General features: G+C 67.0%; 12 protein-coding genes. 4 read left to right on the forward strand and 8 right to left on the reverse strand.

Going from position 1 to position 20,294, the window contains the following annotated elements; all coding sequences use genetic code 11:
* Positions 1-3: 3 nt before the first annotated feature.
* From ACFWUP_RS04390 to ACFWUP_RS04400, 3 genes are read left to right on the forward strand one after another with little or no spacing between them, the layout of a single operon-like run.
* Positions 4-6,609, forward strand: a complete 6,606-nt coding sequence (locus tag ACFWUP_RS04390) for a putative T7SS-secreted protein (protein WP_379230608.1) — start codon at positions 4-6, stop codon at positions 6,607-6,609.
* Between the two features lie 11 nt (positions 6,610-6,620).
* On the forward strand, positions 6,621-7,151 hold the full coding sequence (locus ACFWUP_RS04395; RefSeq protein ID WP_379230610.1) for an SMI1/KNR4 family protein: 531 nt from the start codon (positions 6,621-6,623) through the stop codon (positions 7,149-7,151).
* 9 nt (positions 7,152-7,160) lie between these two features.
* On the forward strand, positions 7,161-7,427 hold the full coding sequence (locus ACFWUP_RS04400; protein ID WP_379230612.1) for a hypothetical protein: 267 nt from the start codon (positions 7,161-7,163) through the stop codon (positions 7,425-7,427).
* 195 nt (positions 7,428-7,622) lie between these two features.
* On the opposite strand, the gene hisG is transcribed toward ACFWUP_RS04400, so the two are convergent.
* From hisG to metH, 8 genes are all read right to left on the reverse strand, one after another.
* On the reverse strand, positions 7,623-8,474 hold the full coding sequence (hisG, locus tag ACFWUP_RS04405) for an ATP phosphoribosyltransferase (RefSeq protein WP_379230614.1): 852 nt from the start codon (positions 8,472-8,474) through the stop codon (positions 7,623-7,625).
* Positions 8,475-8,526: 52 nt separating this feature from the next.
* Positions 8,527-8,808, reverse strand: a complete 282-nt coding sequence (locus ACFWUP_RS04410; protein ID WP_174562637.1) for a phosphoribosyl-ATP diphosphatase — start codon at positions 8,806-8,808, stop codon at positions 8,527-8,529.
* A gap of 55 nt (positions 8,809-8,863) precedes the next feature.
* Positions 8,864-10,684 carry a choline/carnitine O-acyltransferase gene (locus ACFWUP_RS04415; RefSeq protein WP_379230616.1) on the reverse strand — a complete coding sequence of 607 codons (1,821 nt, stop codon included), beginning with the start codon at positions 10,682-10,684 and terminating at the stop codon, positions 8,864-8,866.
* A gap of 9 nt (positions 10,685-10,693) precedes the next feature.
* Entirely contained in the window at positions 10,694-11,509 is an 816-nt protein-coding gene (locus tag ACFWUP_RS04420) for a class I SAM-dependent methyltransferase (protein ID WP_379230617.1), read from the reverse strand.
* A gap of 12 nt (positions 11,510-11,521) precedes the next feature.
* Positions 11,522-12,385 carry an arpA protein gene (locus ACFWUP_RS04425; protein ID WP_379230619.1) on the reverse strand — a complete coding sequence of 288 codons (864 nt, stop codon included), beginning with the start codon at positions 12,383-12,385 and terminating at the stop codon, positions 11,522-11,524.
* Between the two features lie 180 nt (positions 12,386-12,565).
* Positions 12,566-13,237, reverse strand: coding sequence for an HAD family hydrolase (locus tag ACFWUP_RS04430; protein ID WP_379230620.1), 672 nt, complete (start codon positions 13,235-13,237; stop codon positions 12,566-12,568).
* Between the two features lie 79 nt (positions 13,238-13,316).
* Positions 13,317-15,392: a serine/threonine-protein kinase gene (locus ACFWUP_RS04435; protein WP_379230622.1), complete on the reverse strand. Its 2,076-nt coding sequence runs from the start codon at positions 15,390-15,392 to the stop codon at positions 13,317-13,319.
* A gap of 228 nt (positions 15,393-15,620) precedes the next feature.
* Positions 15,621-19,217 (reverse strand): methionine synthase, encoded by a 3,597-nt coding sequence (gene metH, locus ACFWUP_RS04440; protein WP_379230624.1) that lies wholly within the window; start codon positions 19,215-19,217, stop codon positions 15,621-15,623.
* Positions 19,218-19,409: 192 nt separating this feature from the next.
* On the opposite strand from metH, the gene ACFWUP_RS04445 reads away from it, so the two are divergent.
* On the forward strand, positions 19,410-20,240 hold the full coding sequence (locus ACFWUP_RS04445) for a PAC2 family protein (RefSeq protein ID WP_379230964.1): 831 nt from the start codon (positions 19,410-19,412) through the stop codon (positions 20,238-20,240).
* Positions 20,241-20,294 lie beyond the last annotated feature (54 nt).

Genomic DNA, 20,294 nt, shown 5'->3' on the forward strand with positions numbered 1-20,294 from the left:
CCTGTGGGGATCGGCGATTTCATCGACAAAGTCGGCGGCGCGATCGAAGACGGTGTTGAGAATGTCGTCGAGGGTGCCGGCCAGATCATCGACGACGGCCTGGACGTGGTCGGTGACGCGGCCGAACACGTCGGGCTGGAGAAGATCGGCAACGCGCTCGACGATCTCGGCGACAACATCGCCTCCGCGACCGGCGGCGATGTCGAAGAGGAAGAACTGGGCCAGACCGAGGACCCCAAAGAGCTGATCCTGGGCGAGCCTTCCGAAATCGCTTCCGCTGCCGAGACATTGAACACAATGGCCGACGCGATCGAGTCGACCGGTCAGGCACTGCAGAAGATCGATGCCGCCGAGTGGACCGGTAAGGGCGCTGACGCGTTCAATGCCGTCTACGACAAACAGCCGAAACTCTGGTTCGACGGAGCCGACGCGATGGCGGCCGCGGCCGAGGCGCTGAAGGCCTGGCAGAACGAGGTGAAAACCGCCCAGGGCAAGGCCCAAACCGCCATCGACCGCTGGAAAGACGCCGATTCCGAAGAACGTCGGCAGAAGACCTGGTGGAACGGTCTCACCGGTGAGCAGCAGCAAGCGAATCCGCTCGTCGATACCTGGACGGCCATGCGCAACGAGGCGCGCGAGATTCTGCGCGGTGCGCGGGTTCAGCGCGACAACGGCGCGTCGATCGCGGTCGGCGCGATCACCACGGCCACCGAGCGGGCGCCGAAGGAGCCACCGTTCAGCGAGCGGTGGATCGCCAATATCTCCGATCTCAAAGGGGTACTCGACCACGCTGCCCTGAATTTCACCGCCGGATTTCTCACCGCTGTCACCGGAATGGTGCAATTCGTCCGCCAGGTGAATCCGACCGATATATACAACATCACCCATCCCGCCGAATACGCCAAAGGGTTGTCCGATCTGGGGACGGGACTCGTTGTCGCCGTGGCCGATCCGGGTGCGGCGGTCGACGCCATCCTGAAAGAAGCCAGGGCCAACCCGTTCGAATTCGCTGGGTCGCTCGCCCCCGACCTCATCCTGACCGCCGCGACCGGTGGTGGTGGCAGTGTGAAGACGGCGGCCTCGGCACTCAAGCGGGTCGCCGACGCGGGCAGGCGGGTGTCCGGCCGGGACACCGGTTCGCCCGACCCGAATCCGGCGCGGCAGACCGAGCCGTCGGGACAGCAGGATCCGCGGCGGAGCGCAGGCCTACCGAATTCCACGGACAATCAGCCGCCGGGTAACACCCGCCCGGTGGAGGCGGCACCGCAGCGCGAAGCACCGGCACCGCGCACCGAGGACACCGGCACCGGCACCGGCGGGAACACGACTCCCGAGCGCACCGAGCCACGCCAGGCCGAACCCGACACGCGCACCGAACCCGACAACGACCCGAACCCGGCCGCGGCCGACCCCGCACCCACCCGTGAGCCCGAGCCCACCCGCCAAGAGTCCGCTCCGGAACGCAGCCCCGATCCAGACCCGCCACCGACCCGCACCGAACCGCGTCCGGAAGCGGCAGGTACCACCGACCCGCACACACCGCAGCGCACGGACCCCACGCCGACGCACCAGAACGACACACCCACCCAGCACCCGGACCCGGCCCCGACCAACCACACCGAGACACCTACGCAACGCACGGACCCGGCGCCGGCCCACCACACCGACACGCCTACGCAGCGCGCGGACCCGGCGTCGACACACCAGCAGGATGCACCGACGCAGCGCACCGATCCCGTTCCGAACCACCAGACCGACGTCCCGACCCAGCGCAGTGACTCGTCGCCGAATCAGCAGGCGAACGATGTACCACCGCAGCGCGGCGACTCGACGCCGGGACTGTCGTACCCCTCCGACGCCCCGCACCCCCGCGCGGACGGTGGACCGGATTCGCCCACTACTCGCCCGGATTCGGACAACAACGGCAACTCGGAGCCCGAGATCCGGCCGACCAGCGACACTTCACCGTCCTCGACGAGCCCGGACACCCGGCCGAACCCTGCCACCGGCGACACCCCGTCAACGTCGAACCCCGCGACACCGTCGCCGATCTGGCAACCAGGACACACCGCCCACCCCGACAGCGGCACCGCACCCCGATCGAATCCCGACGGCGCGACTCCCCGCACCCAGCCCGGCACTTCCCCGGCGGGCCCACACAGCCCGCAATCACCGGCTCGCCCAGAACCGACATCGCCTCGGCAACAACGTGATTCGACCCCCGAATCACGTGCCACCCCGGACACCCCACGCGCGAGTGCGGCGCCCGACTCACCCGGTCGTCCTCTCGACACAGCCCGCTCCCCCGAGCACTCACCCCGGACAATCACCCCGCGCACCGACTCCCCCACTCGGGACACACCGCACCACGCAACCCCGCGCACTCCTCACACCGACACACCCACAGACCGCACACCAGGTCGCCGCGAACCCGACACACCCACAGACCGCACACCAGACCGCCGCGACCCCGACGTCCCCACGGACCGCACACCGGACCACCGCGATCACGACTCCCCCACCGACCGCGATCCGGACTCTCCCACCGACCGCACCCCCGAGCGAGACCCCGACACCGATCGCTCCAAGGATCGCGAGCCCGACAACACACCGGATCGCGATCCAGACAACCACCCCGACCGCGACACAGACAACCCCACAGACCGTGCGGACGCCGACCGCGATGCCCACGACCATGCGCGCACCTCCGGCGCCGAGCACGATCGGACACCGGATCAGAAGACCTGCTCCAAAGACCCGGTCGACATCAGCACCGGCGAATTCCTGCTGCCCGAAACCGATCTGGAGCTACCGGGTGTCCTGCCGCTCGTGCTGCGCCGATCGCATCATTCGAATTTCCGTTTCGGTCGCTGGTTCGGTCCGTCGTGGTCGGGAACGCTGGACGCGAGGATCATCGTTGCCGACGGCGGTGTCACTTTCGTGGGCGAGGAGGGCATCATGCTCGCCTTCCCCCACGCCGGGGCAGATGAGCCGGTGCACCCGCTCACCGGTGGTCGCGCCTGGTCGCTGACCCGCACCGACACCGGCGGCTACCGGGTGTGGGACCGATGCCGCGAGCTGATCTGGCATTTCGCGCCGGAGCCGGGGCTCGACGGGCTCGATGCACAGCTCGGGAACTACGCCGTCTCGGCGATCACCGACCGGCATCACAACCGGGTGCGGTTCCACTACGACACCGAGGGCGTTCCGGTCGAGGTGTCGCATTCCGGTGGGTACCGGGTTCGGGTCGACACGGCGGGCGGACGGGTCACCGGCCTCACGCTGGTCGCCGAGGGTCACCACGAAACCGTCCGCGAATTCGGTTATACGTCAGGTGAATTGACGGCCGTCACCACTGCGGTCGGCGCGACGACGCACTACACCTACGACGCGCACCACCGGATGACGTCGTGGACCGATTCCAACGGCAATCAGATGGTCAACACCTTCGACGAGTACGGTCGGGTCATCCATCAGCGCGGCACCGCGGGCATCCTGAACTGCGATTACGAGTACATCGAATTCCCCGGTGGCACAGGCCGATTGACCGCGGTCACCGATACCCTCGGCGCTGTCACGTCGCACGGTTTCGACCGTGAGCTGCAACTCCGCGACCTCGTCACCCCCGACGGCGCCCACTTCCACACCGACTACAACGCCGACCGCAAACCACTGACCGTCGTCGGACCAGACCCGGCGACAACCACCACCTACCGTTACAACGGCGCGGGCGATCCGGTGGAAATCGTTCGCCCGGACGGTGTTTCGCTGGAATACGACTACGCCTGGCGTGACCGGCCGTCCACGATCACCACGGCCGACGGTGCGGTCCATCGCCGTGACTGGTCCGACAACGGTGACCTGCTCGCCGCGACCGACCCCTCCGGTTCCCGCACCGAGTTCACCTATCACCCTTCGGGCGCACCGGCCGACGTTGTGGTCGACGGGGTGCGCACGACGGTGCGAGTCGATACCGCCGGACTGCCGATCGCCTTGGTCGACGTCTTCGGCGCGACCACCCGCATCGAACGCGATGCCGCGGGACGCGTGGTGCGCACGGTCGATCCGGCCGGTGCGGTCACCCACTACGAGTGGTCACCGGCGGGAAACCTGCTCAGCAGAACCCATCCCGACGATCGCCGCGAATCGTGGACCTACGACGGTGAAGGCAATATCGTCGCCCACACCGATCCCGCCGGTGGCGTCACCGCCTACGCTTACGGCGCGTTCGATCTGCTGGCTGCACGCACCGACGCCGACGGGTCGCTCACCCGGTACGAATGGGATACCGAACGTCGCCTGATCGCCGTCCACAATCCCCTCCGTCAGTCCTGGACCTACGAATACGACACCGCGGGGCGACTCGTCGCCGAAACTGATTACACCGCAACGACTACCACGTACACGTGGGATGCCGCCGGTCGACTCGCCACCGTCACCCCGGCCACCGGAACAACCCGCCGCCATCGCTACGACATCCTCGGCAGGCGTACCGAGATCGTCACCGACGACGGCGACTGGATCCGCCACACCTACGACGCGACGGGTCGCATCCTCACCGCGTCCACGGGCAACGGTGAGACACCGTGCCACACCATCGAATACACCTACAGCCCGGCGGGACTGCTCGAATCCGAGCAAGTCGATGCTCGGCCGCCGCTGTGTTTCACCTACGACCAGCACGGCCGCCGCGTCGCCCGCACCAGCCCCACCGGGGCGGAAACCACCTGGCATCACGACCTGGCCGGTCGCGTCGACCGCATCGGCATCGGCGAGCACGACATCACCCTCGAGTACAACCTGGCGGGTCATCTCACCGGCTGGCGCCTCGGCGAGGTGGCGGTCAGCCGTGAGGTCACCGAGCTCGGGCAGCTCGTCGGCCAGGAGGTGACGGCGTTCCCTGCCCGCCTGGTCTCCCTAGATCTCGGTGGGCCGACGCGCCCCGCCCCGCAGAGTATCCGTCGTGACGAATTCCGTTACCGCGCAGACGGGTACCTCACCGCCCAGCGCACGACCCGACCGGACACGGCTGCCCTATGTCGCGACTACACACTCGACGCGGGGGGCAGGGTCACAGCGGTCGCCCACAACGACCACCCGGCCGAGCACTACAGCTACGACCCGCTCGGCAACATCACCACCGGCCCCCGCGAATACCGCGGCAACCTGCTGATCCACGACGGGCACAGCCACTACGACTACGACCGCGCGGGCCGTCTGATCCGCAAAATCTCCGGCGAACGCACCTGGCACTACCGCTACAACAGCTTCGACCAGCTCACCGACGTCTACACCCCCGACCGGCAGTGGTGGCGCTACACCTACGACGCCCTCGGCCGCCGCACCACCAAACAACACCTCGCCGTCGACGGCACCGTCCTCGCCCACACCGACTACACCTGGGACGACACCCGCCTGATCGAAAGCTCCTCGGGCACAACAACAACCCGCTGGGAATACCGACCCGGCACCCCCACCCCACTCACCCAAACCATCGACCACCCGACATCCCCCGAGTGCTGCGCCGTCATCACCGACCTCGCCGGCACCCCCACCGAACTCGTCGACCCCACCACCGGCCGCCCCACCGCCACCGCCACCATCTCCCTCTGGGGCCACACCACCTGGCACGGCACCACCAGCACCCCCCTCCGCTTCCCCGGCCAATTCCACGACCCCGAATCCGGCCTCCACTACAACTTCCACCGCGTCTACGACCCCCACACCGCCCGCTACCTCACCCGAGACCCCCTAGGCCTCACCCCCAGCCCCAACCCCCACACCTACCCCCACAATCCCCTGACCTGGCGTGACCCCCTCGGCCTCCTCCCGAAGGAGTGCAAGGACGACGACGATGAGCCCGACGATGAGCCATCGGACACCCACGACGTCACCGTCCCGAACCCCACACCGACGCAGCCTGCGGTGAAAACAGGTCAACTCCCTGTCACTCCGGAGACACTCCCCGACCCCAACACCTCACCAGGTACAGGCAGAGCGGGCTCCAGCGAGGAACCTGACACCGAACAGGACGCTGGCACAAGTCCGCAGGCCGACCAGGATCCGCCCGCTCGTACGCTCGAGGAAGTGTTGGCCAGCTTCCACCGAGTCGACCAGACCCATCCAGCCATTGCCCACTTGGTGGAACTGCAACGGACTGTCCGTCGAGTCACGGGCGTGGGCTGGAAGACAATGGGCGGCGCGGTCGAGTACATGCTGGGCGGACGGACCGGCAGCTTCGCCGGGTTCAGCGGCCAAGCGGATGTCACCCGAAATGCTCCCAGGGGATCACAACTACCGGAAGTCGCACCCCCTACCCGGTCGAATAGCGTCGTTCCCGACCCGACTCCCCCAAGGGGATTTCGCCCCAACGATGCTGAAAACAATATGATCGAACATCTTATTAACAAGATTCGCGCCGAGTTCCCGGACAGCGACAACAATCCAGATCAGGTCACAGGCCGCGTGACTGTCTTTTCGGAGCAACGACCTTGCGAGTCTTGCGGTCCCATGCTCAGCGAATTCATCAACAAGTATCGCCACCTGGAGGTTGAGGTATACTTTGTCACGGATTACCCACCTGTCGCCAAAGGCAGACCAACACTGTGAAGTCGGGAAGCATGAGCTATTTGACAAATATCGTCGAGCCTCTGATATCGCAGGGATACGTCGCAAGGAACACAGTTCTCGGGTGCTCCGATCACCAGGTAGAGGCGTTGATGTCGGCCCAGGGCGTCGGTCACCTGCCCGAACGATATGTCGAGTTCCTAAAATTCGGTGGAAAGAACCCGTACTGGCTGAGCCAAGACGGCGAATGGGATTACGGGTGGCTCCTAGAGGCCAAAGAGATGGCCAGGGAAATCGTTGTCGACGATTACGAGTCCGATTTCACGCCATTCGAAAATGCCTTCATTTTCCAGACCCACCAGGGTTATATGTTCTACTATTTCAGACCTCAAGACCTGACCGCGTCCGACCCAACATTCTCCATCTTCTGCGGATACGATCCGGTGCGGGAAAGCAATGTGTCGTTCGCCTCCTGGATTCGCGATCTGGCCGAATCATTGCCTGATACCGTTGAACTCACAAAGTCGTTGTACGGCACATGGAAAGTCCCCGATTTGGGCCCCGTGCCCGGCGACAAAATCTAACTGGACGAATTGCGCAGCGACATCTCGAGGACGGCCCGGCTCAACAAGGGAACCGTGTTGCGCGACGCCGAAGCGATCGAAACGCTTCTCGCGTCTCCACAACCGCCAGGAACACTGTCGTGGATGGTGGCCGCGCACGGCAACTGGGCATTGCAGGACGAAACCTCCGATGACGAGGCAGCACTGTGGTTGCGCGGCCTGGCGAAGCCATTCGCAACGTCGTCCGTGATCTCGACGAGAATAATATTTGACGCGCAAGGACATCGAGACGAGTGACCGATTCCGGGTTCGACACCGGCGAATCTTCCGACGCACTGATCACTGTGGCGCAGGATCGGTGGCGGTTCGCCCGGGTGAAGTCGAGGAAATGGTCGAAACCCTCCGCCCGCGGTAGCTCAAACGGCTCGCTCAGGAGAAAGAAGGAAGGCCCTCACCTGCGGTACAGGTGAGGGCCTACGAACAGAACCGATGTCAGAAGGCTCGGCAGGAGCGGATGTCGGTGGCGAGGATGGCCTTGGCGCCCAGTTCCGCGAGGCGGTCCATCAGTTCGTTGCCCTGTTTGCGGGGGACGAGGGCGCGGACGGCGACCCAGTCGGGGTCGGTGAGCGGGGAGACGGTCGGCGATTCCAGGCCGGGGGTGATGGCGACTGCCTGGTCGAGCAGCGACTTGGGGCAGTCGTAGTCGAGCATCAGGTACTGCTGCGCGAACACCACACCCTGTACGCGGGCGATGAGCTGGTTGCGGGTGCGGTTGTCGGGGGCGGAGCCCGCCTGTTCGATCAGCACCGCCTCGGAGTCACACAGCGAGTCACCGAACGCGACCAGGTTGTGCTGGCGCAGAGTGCGGCCCGAGCCGACGACGTCGGCGATGACATCGGCGACGCCGAGCTGGATCGAGATCTCGACCGCGCCGTCGAGGCGGATCACCTCGGCCTCCACCCCGAAGCGGGCCAGGTCGGTGCGCACCAGGTTCGGGAAGGACGTGGCGATGCGCTTACCGGCGAGGTCTTGTACCTTCCAGTCCTGGCCGGCGGGGGCCGCGTAGCGGAAGGTGGAGCCACCGAAGCCGAGCGAGAGGCGCTCGCTGACCGGGGAACCCGAATCCAGCGCGAGGTCGCGGCCGGTGATGCCGAGGTCCAGCTCGCCGGAACCGACGTAGATGGCGATGTCCTTGGGACGCAAGAAGAAGAATTCGACCTGGTTCGCGGGGTCGAGAACGGTGAGGTCGCGGGAGTCGGTGCGTTTGCGGTAGCCGGCCTCGCTCAGGATGGCGGCGGCGGACTCCGACAGTGCGCCCTTGTTGGGAACTGCGACACGCAACATGAGGATGGGGACCTTTCGAGGAGGGGTAGCGGAGATCAGGACGGATCAGCCGTCACAGATGTCGGTACACGTCCTCGAGCTTGAGCCCACGACCCAGCATCATCACCTGGACCCAGTACAGCAGCTGGGAGATCTCCTCGGCGAGCGCCTCATCGCTTTCGTGCTCGGCGGCCAGCCAGATCTCACCGGCTTCTTCCAGGACCTTCTTACCCTGGAAATGAACGCCTGCGTCCAGCGCGGCCACGGTGCCAGAGCCCTCGGGACGGGTCTGGGCACGCTCGGTCAGCTCGGCGAACAGGGATTCGAAGTTCTTCACGAGTAGAGATTGTTTCATACCCGACCCAGCGGTTTTCCCGGCGCACCGCGCGATGCGGCACGCCGGGAAACGATCACGCCGGCGCGGCCAGCAGTTCGCGCAGGTCGGCGACCGCGGTGCGCAGGTGGTCGGCGAAGGCGTACATCTGGTCGGACACCGATTTCGGGGTGGCCAGGTAGATGTTCCAGCGATCCGGCAGCAGCACGTAGGCGATGCCGATGCAGCGCGGACTCGTCGAGCCGAAACCGAAGTAGCGGATGTACTTCGACGGCGCCGAACTGGTCGAGAGGTAGTCGTCGCGCATGATCGTCCAGCCGGGGCTGTCGAACAGCGCGATCCGCTCGTCGGCGACACCGAGCTGTTCGCCACGGCGGCGCTGGATCCACTCCAGTTCCCACAGGTGCTGCTCGGGCGCCTGCCCGGCCTGGCATTCCTTCGCACGGGCGACATGGGCGGACGCGGCGGTCCGTGCCGCTGCCAGCTTGGTCTCCTGATCGACCTCGGGGTCGGTCATCGCGTCGACGAACGCGACCATCTCCGGGGTGACCACGCGCATGGCCTCGGTGCGGCCGTTGCGGAACTGGCGGGTGGCGATGGACTCGTAGGTGGCGCCGGTCAGGCCCTTGCTGCGCCGGTGGGCGAGCTGGTAGCTGAGTTGGGCGAAGGCATCGGGTGAGATGCCCAGCTTCTTGGCCTCACCGGTGCCGAAGTCCTCGAACGACACCAGCGAGGTGGCCGTGTCGGCGGCGAAGCGGGCGAAGTCGGCGCCCGCCGCGGCGATGTCGGCGCGGGCGGCCGAGTCGAGCACGAACTCGATCGGCTCCACCGAGGGCAACCCCTGCGACTGCGCCCCGCTGGTCGCCGCGTGGTCCTGCGCGGTGCGCTCGAGCAGTGCGTCGACGAACGACAGCACGGTGGTGCCGTCGAGCCCACAGTGTTCGATGTTGATACCGGCCTGACCGTCGGCGAAGACGATGAACGACACCGACTTGTCGAAGTAGCGGTTGCCGCTGTCACCGTGGAGCAGCTGGTCGCAGGCGTGCAGTTCGTCGCGGGGCGCGAAGTCCTCGAGGCACACCGAGAACAGTGCCGTCTCCACCGCGTCGAACGCCTCGACATTGGCGGGCTCGGTGCGCAGGTCCGCGCGGCTGCGGGCCCATTCCGCGCGGGCCTTCGTGGTGAGATGTCCGACGGAGGTGTCGGCCGCGGCGGGCTTGGTGCCGCCCTTGATCACCGCTTGCAGCCCGTCGACCACGTCCTCGAACGCGTACGGCGCGCCGTCGGCCCCGATGACGTCCATCCGGAAGATGTTGCCCCGGTAGAAGACCGCGATGTGGTGGGCATCCGAGGGACCCGGCCATTCCGGGCTGTACGGCTTGCGCACACTGTCCTGGATGAGACCGGGAATGCGGGTCTCGGAGAACAGGTACTTGTTCTGCCACATCGACAGTGGCGTACCGCGCTGGGTGACCGGCGGGATCTTCTCCGCATCGAGGGCCAGTTTGTAGTCGACTGCCGCCCCGATGATCGCGGCGGCCCGCTCGGTCTGACCGGCGACGGTCGACGCGGCCAGTGGAGTGTCGTCGCGGAACAGGAAGACGAAGTTGGCGTTCAATGCGATCCGGTCACGACGACCCAGATACCGCGACGGCCAGAACTCGTCGAGCCAGCTCCCGACGCCGGGGGTGGCGTCGTACTCGGCCAGCGCGGCGTGCAGGGCACGCCCGGCCCCGCCGGGGCGCAGCAGCTCGGCTACCGCGCCCTCGGTGGTGGCGTATTCCTCGGCGCCGAGCAGGGGCTGACACCACTGCAGGAACCGCGCGCAACTGTCGTCGAGTGTCGGCAGCGGTACCCGCGGCAGCGTGTCTTCGGCGGCGAACGTGGGTTGGTTCAATCCAAGTCCTCAGGTCTCGATGGGATGCGGGCGGGACAGATACAGGTTGGCGTAGAGCCAGCCTTCGGCTTCGTGATCGGTGGTGTCGATTCCCTTGGCCGCCAACGCATCCAGTACTTGCTCGCGTTCCTGGGCCGAGGCGAACCTCCGCTGCTGGAACATACCGGGACGCTGCTCGCTGCGATAGCCGAGCGCGGCCAGTTCCTCGGCGATGGGACCGAAATCGAACATCCGCAACACGAAATGCGCCATCCACGGTCGCTTGCGCGGATCGGCTTGGGCGACCCTGGACAGTGTTTTCTCGGTGATGTAGCCGACGCATCCGGTGGAGATCACCAGATCGGCGGAGGCGAGCACACGTCGCTGCGCCTCGGTGGGCTCGGTGGCCTCGAGGTCGGCGTGCACGTAGTCGTGCAGGAGTCCGGCGGCGTGGGCGTAGGTCAGCGCCGGGCGTGCGGCGTCCATCCCGACGAAGCGTACGTCGGGCAGCAGATCGCCACGCAACCGCTCCCGGTCGGCCGCGATCAGCCCGACTCGGTCGGTGTCGGCGTGATCGCGGTAGTGCCTGGCCAATTCGTCGACGGTGGTGTCGCTGCGCAGCAGTGCCGCGTTCACCCCGTAGGAACACCCGAGGTCGAGAACGGTGGGGATCCGGCCCGGCCGTGCCGCGCGCAGTTGGCGCAGCTGTTCGGCGAAGTGCGGCTTTGCCAACTCCGGGATCCGGTAGTCCAGATCGTTCATCCGCTCGAAATATGCTCGCGGATCAGGACTTTCGTAGATGTCGTCGAAGGATGCTTTGCCGGTGGTGTGCAACGGAACGGACATGGGCGGTTCCTCTCAGTCGAGCAGTCGGTCACCTCGGACGGCGTCGGCCGCGGCGGCCACATGGTCGGGCAGGACACGGCCGAACAACTGCCTGGTGCGTTCGACCGTGCCGATCACCCCTGGACGGTCCGTGTAGGCGAAAATCGCCGAGTGTCGTTGTCCCGCACCGGCTACCTCGGTGACGCGGTGCAGGGAGAAGCGGCCTTTGAACAGCTGCAGGTCGCCGGGGCGCAGTTCCAGCGACCGGATGAACCGCTCGCCGTGGCCGGTGAGTACGTCGCGCACGTCGTCGAGGTGCTCGGCGTGGGGGTCGCGGATATTGGGGCAGTACTCGAACACGCCGCCGGATTCGGGCTTGCGGGTGAGCATGCTGACGGTGAACTCGTTGGTGTCGAAGTGCCAGGGATGCGACATCCCCGGCTCGACCACGTTCAGGCACAAACCGGCCAGCGGGTCGGCGAATTCGTGCAGGTCGTCGAGGTCGAAGCAGTCGGCGACGAAGCGCTGGAACACCGGATCGGTGTAGAGGCGCTGGATCAGCGCCTCGGCGGGGATGCGGTCGCGGGCCACGAAGGCGTTGCCGCGGTCGAGCACGATCCGGGCCGGGTGGTCGGCGGGCAGGTCGGCGTCGAGTTCGATGTTGTAGGCGTTGACCCGCTCCACCTTGTAATGGGCGTGCGGGGCGATCGCCTCCCCCTCGGTGCGCAGCGTCTCCAGCAGCTGCGGCCGGATGAACTCACGCAGGACCGTGCAGCCGTCCTCGGCCAGTTCGGCGCGGGCGGCCTCGATCGCCGCCTGCCTGCCCGGACCACCGAGATCGGTGAGTGGATACCGTGCGATATCGACGATTTCGTCAAGCCCCCGCGTGCCCGTCATGTACCCAGTTTGCGGGAATATTCGCGCGCGCGCCCGTGGTTTCGACAAATCGGGCATATCCCGGGCAGATCACAATCGTGCGAAATCAACTGTGTGGCAACAGTTTTCGCAAATGCAACCTGGGTATCGAGACCATCACGGTAGGCTATTACGCCCTATCACGCGCCTGCGCCGAAAGTTTCAGATGCGAGCGTCGAGTGCGGCTTGCAGATCACGCACCGACAATCCGATCAGCGACTCCCGGAATACCCGCCCCGGCGCCTCGGGAACCGCGATCTCGCACGGGATCACAATCAGACCGCACCCCGCACCCTGCGCGGCGAGGGACCCGGTCGGCGAATCCTCGATCGCGACACACTCGTTCGGGTCGACCCCGAGCAGGTCGGCGGCGCGGCGGTAGATGGCCGGGTCGGGCTTGCCGTGCGGCACCTCGTCACCGCAGACGGAGGTGTCGAAGTAGTCGCGGCCGAGGGTGTCGAGGCCGTACTCGGTGAGCGAGCGCTTGGTGTTGGTCACCAGCGCGCACTTCAGGCCGGCCTCGCGCACCATCGCGAGGGCGTCCTTGGCACCGGGGCGCCACGGGATCGGGCCAAGCATCAACTCGGTGACCCGACGTTCGAGAAACTCCCCCGCCTCGGCGATCATCTCGGGCGTCGGCACCACACCGATTCCGTCGAAGAGCATGCGCAGTGCGTTCGGTCCGGAGGCGCCGATCAGCGCGTGGCGGGTCTCGTCGCTCAGTTCGCGGCCGTGTTCGCGGGCCAGTTCGCGAACGGCTATGTCCCACAGCTTCTCCGAGTCCAGGAGCGTGCCGTCCATGTCCCACAGCACCGCGGCCGGTCGCGCGCTCACCTGTTACTCGCCTCGTTCTCGTCACATATCGCGGAATCACCGGCGGTCACCGGGCCCCGTTCAGGGTAACGGGTCCTGCTCACACACCCGATCCGGCGATCTGCAGGTTGCCCGCGTCGCCGGAGACCTGGATCCAGCGGTTCTCCGAGGTCACGGTGCCATTGGTGAGCTGGTAGGTGAGCGTGACGACCGCGCGGTTGGGTCCGCTGGGGGTGATCGACCCGACAGTCACCGACCGCACCGACGACCAGAACGACGAGTACTGCCCGAACCCGCCCGTCTGCGCCTGGTAGCCGGGTGCGAGCTGCGCCCACGCCCCGCCGATATTGCCGGGCAGCATGCCGTAGTACCCGGCGATGAACTGGTTGATCCGGTCGGGAGTGGGCGGGCCGAAGGGGGTGGTGGTGATGGTCGTGGTGGTCGGTTTCGCGCTGGTGGTGGGGGTGGGTTTGGCCGAGGTACTGGTCGGGGACGCGCCGGTGGTCGTCACACCGCTCGGCACGGCCGCGGGCGGGGCCGACACGGTGATGGTCTCCTGCTCGGGCACGATGACGACGGTGCTGACCTTGCCGTCGACCATGGTGGTGACGGTGACCGGCGACGGCGGGACCTGCGCCTGCTCAGTGGATTCGCCACCACGGTCGCGGGTGACCACCAGCACGACGAGCATCACCGTGAACGCGGCGACCGCGGCCGCCAGCAGCAGAACGGCACGGTTGTTGTTCAGGCGGTCGGTGCGCGAGGGCGGGGTGGGAAATGCGGGGTGCAGGCCGGAACTCCCCGTCGGCCCGGCTGCCGCTCGTGCGCGTGCGTCCGCTTCGGCGCCTGCCCGTTCGACAGCGCTCGGGCTCGAAGACCCGATGTCGCGGGGGCGCACGAGACCGGGATCGCCTGCCGCCGCCTGACCGACCGCGCCACCGACGGCATGCCCGCGATCACTCGCCGCGGCTCGGCCACCCGAAGCCGCCTGGCCGGGAGGCCCGTGGCCGACGGGCGGAGTCGGCGCGGTCGAGGATGCCTGTCCGGCTCCGTCGGGGGGCCGATGTCCGCCGTTATCGGAGTGCCCCTGTCCGAGACCGGTAGCAGGCGTGCGCGTGCCCTCGCCGGCTGGTGTCCCCGCGGCCTGCGGCGTGCCCGCGGCCTCGTCCGCCGAGTTGCGACCTGCGATCGCCGAGCGGGCGGCCTTGGCCATGGCCCAGCCGCTGCCGAGCAGTGCGGCAGCACCGGATTTCGCCGACGCTCCCCCGTTCGAGGCAGACCCGGGCTTGGGGATCAAGGTCGTGTCCGCGTCGCCGATCGGCAGCATCTTCGTCGCCGAGGCGGGCAGCGCCGGAACCCGGCCCGCCGCAACATCTTCCAGCGCGATGCGCGCCTGTTTCATCGTCGGCCGGTCATCGGCGGAGGCGGTCAGCAGCCACATCAGCACCGGCGCCAGCGGGCCCGCGTTCTTCGGTTCCGGCACCACGCCGCGTGCCACGGCGTGCAGCACGGCCAGGGGGTTGTCGCCTTCACCGAACGGTGGCGCGCCTTCGGAGGCCGCGTAGAGCGTGGAGCCGAGGGCGAACACGTCGGCGGCGGGCTTCGGGTTGTCGCCGCGGGCGATCTCGGGGGCCAGGTAGGCGGGGGTGCCCGCCAGGAACCCGGTGGCGGTGACGGTGACGTCCCCGGTGGCGTGCGAGATGCCGAAGTCGGTGAGCTTGACCGTGCCGTCGTCGCCGACGAGCAGGTTGGCCGGTTTCACGTCGCGGTGCATGATCCCGGCGTCGTGGGCGGCCGACAGCGCCGCGGCGGCCTGGGCACCGATGCCTGCCACCTCGATCGGCGGCAGCGTCACCCCGCCTGCCAGCTTCGCCGCGAGGCTCGGCGCGTTCATGTATTCCATGACCAGCCACGGCTGGCCGTCTTCCTCGGCGACGTCGAAGACGGTGATGGCGTTCGGATGGTGCAGGCGGGCCGCGATCCGGCCCTCACGCATCGCGCGCAGTTTGCCTTCGAGGGCCTGAGTGCCGGTGAGCCCCGGCGCGAGCAGCACCTGTTTCACGGCGACGGTGCGACGCAACCGGACATCGGTGGCACGCCACACGACACCCATCGCGCCCGTGCCGATCGGGTCGGTGAGTCGATAGCGTCCCGCGATCAACCGATCCGATGTCATAGTGTGCCCCTCCTGCTTACCGCTGAGTCGTCTCGCCCTCCGCGCCACAGCGGGATGAAACTTTCGAAAATCCTACGTGCTGGACTGCTTCGATCCTGTTGCGAGACAGCCCGGTCCATGGACCCAGCGCCGCATCGTGACCAGATTCACAGGCGCCACAACGACGATCGGACCGGTCCGCGGGACCGATCCGATCTGCCGACGTCGCATTGTGTTGCCTGCAGTCTGTCAGGCGTTGAAGTATTTCGCTTCCGGATGCAGCAGCACGAACGCGTCCGTCGACTGTTCGGGGTGCAACTGCAGTTCTTCCGACAGTGTCACTCCGACCCGGCCCGCGTCGAGCAGGTCGACCAGCTTGGCACGGTCTTCCAGGTCCGGGCAGGCGCCGTAGCCGAAGGAGTAGCGCGCACCCCGATAGCCGAGCTTGAAGTAGTCCTGCACGTCGGCGGGATCCTCAGCAGCGATGGACTGACCGTCGACGGTCAGTTCCTCACGCACTCGGCGATGCCAGTACTCGGCCAGCGCCTCGGTGAGCTGCACACCGATGCCGTGCACCTCGAGGTAGTCGCGGTAGTTGTCCCCGGCGAACAAGGTGTTGGCGAAGTCGGCGATCGGCTGACCCATTGTCACCAGCTGGAACGGCAACACATCGACCTGGCCGGTCTCGCGAGCCTTCTCCCGCGAACGGATGAAGTCCGAGATGCACAGGAAACGGTCGCGCTGCTGACGCGGGAAGGTGAACCGATACCGTTCCGGCGCATCAGGATTCGGCTCGGTCAGCACGATGACCTCGTCGCCCTCCGACACCGCCGGGAAGTACCCGTAGACCAGCGCGGCGTGCTGGAGCACACCTTCGGTGGCCAGGCGATCGAGCCACGCGCGCAGCCGCGGGCGACCCTCGGACTCCACCAGATCCTCATAGGTCGGGCCTTCACCCTTGCGCTGCCCGCGCAGACCCCACTGACCGAGGAACAGCGCCCGCTCGTCGAGCAGACCCGAGTACTCCGCCAGCGGCAGACCCTTCACGATCCGCGTGCCCCAGAACGGCGGCGTCGGCACGGGCAGATCGGCGGCGACATCGGAGCGTGCGGGCACCACGATCGGCGCCTCGGCGGCCTTGCGCTCGGCGGCGATCCGCTTGGACCGATCGTGGCGGGCCTTGCGCTCGGCGGCCTTCTCCTTGGCGGCGATCGCCTCGGGACTGTCGGGATCGAGTCCACCACCGCGCTTGACGGTCATGATCTCGTCCATCAGCCGCAGGCCCTCGAACGCGTCGCGGGCGTAGTACACGTCGCCGTCGTAGACCTCGGTCAGGTCGTTCTCCACGTAGGACCGCGTCAGCGCGGCACCACCGAGCAGCACCGGGAACTGTTCGGCGACACCCTTGTTGTTGAGTTCGCCGAGGTTCTCCTTCATCACCACTGTCGACTTCACCAGCAGCCCGGACATGCCGATCACGTCGGCTTTCTTGTCCTGCGCGGCGTCGAGGATGGTCGCGATCGGCTGCTTGATGCCCAGGTTCACGACCTCGTACCCGTTGTTGGACAGGATGATGTCGACCAGGTTCTTGCCGATATCGTGGACATCGCCCTTCACCGTGGCCAGCACGATGCGGCCCTTGCCCGCGTCGTCGGTGGCTTCCATGTGCGGTTCCAGGTGCGCGACAGCGGTTTTCATCACCTCGGCCGACTGCAGCACGAACGGCAACTGCATCTGACCCGAACCGAACAGCTCACCGACGGTCTTCATGCCCGAGAGCAGGGTCTCGTTGATGATCTGCAGCGGCGGCACGGTCTGCATCGCCTCGTCGAGATCGTCACCGAGACCGTTGCGTTCGCCGTCGACGATGCGCCGTTCCAGGCGCTCGAACAGCGGCAGCAGCGCCATCTCCTCGGCGCGCGAGGCCTTCGACGATGCCGTCGAGACGCCCTCGAACAGCGCCATCAGCGTCTGCAGCGGGTCGTAGTCCTCGGTGCGGCGGTCATAGATCAGGTCGAGGGCGACCTGCTGGTGCTCCTCGGGGATCCGGCTCATCGGCAGGATCTTCGACGCGTGCACGATCGCCGAATCCAGTCCCGCTTGCACACATTCGTGCATGAACACCGAGTTCAACACCTGCCGGGCGGCCGGGTTCAGACCGAAGGAGATGTTCGACAGACCCAGGGTGGTCTGCACCTGCGGGCGGCGGCGCTTGAGTTCGCGGATGGCCTTGATCGTCTCCTCACCATCCTTGCGCGACTCCTCCTGTCCGGTGCCGAGCGTGAAGGTGAGGGTGTCGATGATGATGTCGGACTCGGCCAGACCCCAGTTGCCGGTGATGTCGTCGATGAGACGCTCGGCGATCGCGACCTTGTGATCGGCGGTGCGCGCCTGACCCTCTTCGTCGATCGTCAGCGCGACGACCGCGGCACCGTGCTCGGAAACGAGGCGCATGATCTGCTGGAACCGCGAATCCGGGCCGGCGCCGTCCTCGTAGTTCACCGAGTTCACCGCGCACCGGCCACCCAGGTGTTGCAGACCTGCCTGCAACACCGGCACTTCGGTGGAGTCGAGCATGATCGGCAGCGTCGAGGCGGTGGCCAGGCGCGAGGCCAGCTCGTTCATGTCGTCGGCGCCGTCGCGGCCCACGTAGTCGACGCACAGGTCGAGCATGTGCGCGCCGTCGCGGGTCTGGTCCTTGGCGATCTCGAGGCAGCGCTGCCAGTCGGCGGCGAGCATCGCGTCACGGAATGCCTTGGAGCCGTTGGCATTCGTGCGCTCACCGATCATCATGATCGAGGCGTCCTGCTCGAACGGCACGGCGGTGTACATGCTCGACACGGCCGGTTCGTGCTCGGGGTGGCGACGGTCGGCGACCGGTGGCAGGGTCTTCTCGACCTCGCGCACCGCCTCGGCGACCTGGCGGATGTGCTCGGGGGTGGTGCCACAGCAGCCACCGACCAACGAGAGCCCGAACTCGGACACGAACCCGCTCATCGCGATCGCGAGCTCTTCGGGGGTGAGCGGGTACTCGGCACCGTTGGCACCGAGCACCGGCAGGCCGGCGTTGGGCATCACCGACACCGGGATGTTCGCGTGGCGCGACAGGTGCCGCAGGTGCTCGCTCATCTCGGCCGGACCGGTCGCGCAATTCAGGCCGATCATGTCGATACCGAGGGGTTCCAGCGCGGTCAGCGCCGCACCGATCTCACTGCCCACCAGCATGGTGCCGGTGGTTTCCACGGTGACGTGGGTGATGATCGGGATCCGGCGCCCGGCCTGGATCATCGCCCGACGGCTGCCGGTGATCGCGGCCTTCACCTGCAGCAGGTCCTGGCAGGTCTCGATGAGGATCGCGTCGGCGCCACCGTCGAGCATGCCGAGCGCGGCCTCGGTGTAGGCGTCGCGCAGCGACACGAACGGCGCGTGGCCCAGGGTCGGCAGCTTGGTGCCAGGGCCCATCGAGCCCAGGACATAGCGCGGGGTGCCGTCGGCTGACGGGCCCATCTCGTCGGCGACATCGCGGGCGATGCGGGTGCCGCGCTCGGACAGATCCCGGATCCGGTCCTGGATGTCGTAGTCGGCCAGGTTGGGCAGATTGCAGCCGAACGTGTTGGTTTCCACGGCGTCCGCGCCCGCGGCGAAGTAGGCGCGGTGGATCTCGGCGAGCACGTCGGGGCGGGTGTCGTTGAGGATCTCGTTGCAACCCTCGAGGCCACGGAAGTCGTCGAGCGACAGGTCCGCGGCCTGCAACATCGTGCCCATCGCCCCGTCGCCGATGACAACACGCCGCTGCAGCGTGTCGAGGAGCGTGGTATCGAACCCGGTGGGCAAGGACGAAGACATGATTCAAGACTAGAGGGCGACTCCGACGAACAAGACCACTGTGGGTGAATCGAGTGGCCTCGAACACACCGACGACGACAAACACGCAAGAGCGCCGGTCACCGCAAAACAATTCGCACAAGACACTAGGCTGACCGGGTGGATGCCAGTGAGACCCCCGAGACGGAACTGCCGACGTTGCGCAATCCCGTCATGGTTGCCGCCTTCGAGGGCTGGAACGACGCCGGTGATGCCGCCAGTGGTGCCATCGAACATCTCGAGCTGATCTGGGATGCCGAGCCGCTGGCCGAACTCGATTCCGAGGACTACTACGACTACCAGGTGAACCGGCCGACGGTCCGCCAGGTCGACGGTGTCACCAGGGAGATCCAGTGGCCCTCGACGATGCTGTCGGTGTGCTCCCCGCCCGGTAGCGACCGCGATGTGGTGCTGCTGCGCGGCATCGAACCGAACATGAAATGGCGCAGTTTCTGCGACGACCTGCTCGAGTTCATCGAGCAACTGGGCGTGGAGACCGTAGTCATCCTGGGCGCGCTGCTCGCCGATACCCCGCACACCCGCCCGGTGCCGGTGACCGGTTCGGCCTACAGCCCCGAGGCCGCCGAGCGGTTCAATCTGGAACAGACCAGGTACGAGGGCCCGACCGGGATCACCGGCGTGCTGCAGGACCAGTGTGTGAAGGCGGGTGTGCCCGCGGTGTCGTTCTGGGCCGCGGTCCCGCACTACGTGTCGCAGCCGCCGAATCCGAAGGCGACGATCGCGCTGCTGCACCGGGTCGAGGATGTCCTCGATATCGAGGTTCCGCTCGGTGAGCTGCCGAAACAGGCCGAGGAATGGGAAGCGGCGGTCAACGAGATGACTCTCGGCGACGAGGAGATCAGCGAGTACGTGCGCTCCCTGGAGGAGCGCGGCGACGCGGCGATCGACCTCAACGAGACCATGTCCAAGATCGACGGCGACGCCATCGCGGCCGAGTTCGAGAAGTACCTGCGCAGGCGCGGGCCGGGCGGCTTCGGCCTCTGAGTTTCGTTCACCGGGAGTTCGCCGGGCGGGTTTAGTTAGGCTTCCCTAGGTACG

This window comes from Nocardia sp. NPDC058658, from assembly GCF_042716665.1.
Taxonomy (GTDB): Bacteria; Actinomycetota; Actinomycetes; order Mycobacteriales; family Mycobacteriaceae; genus Nocardia.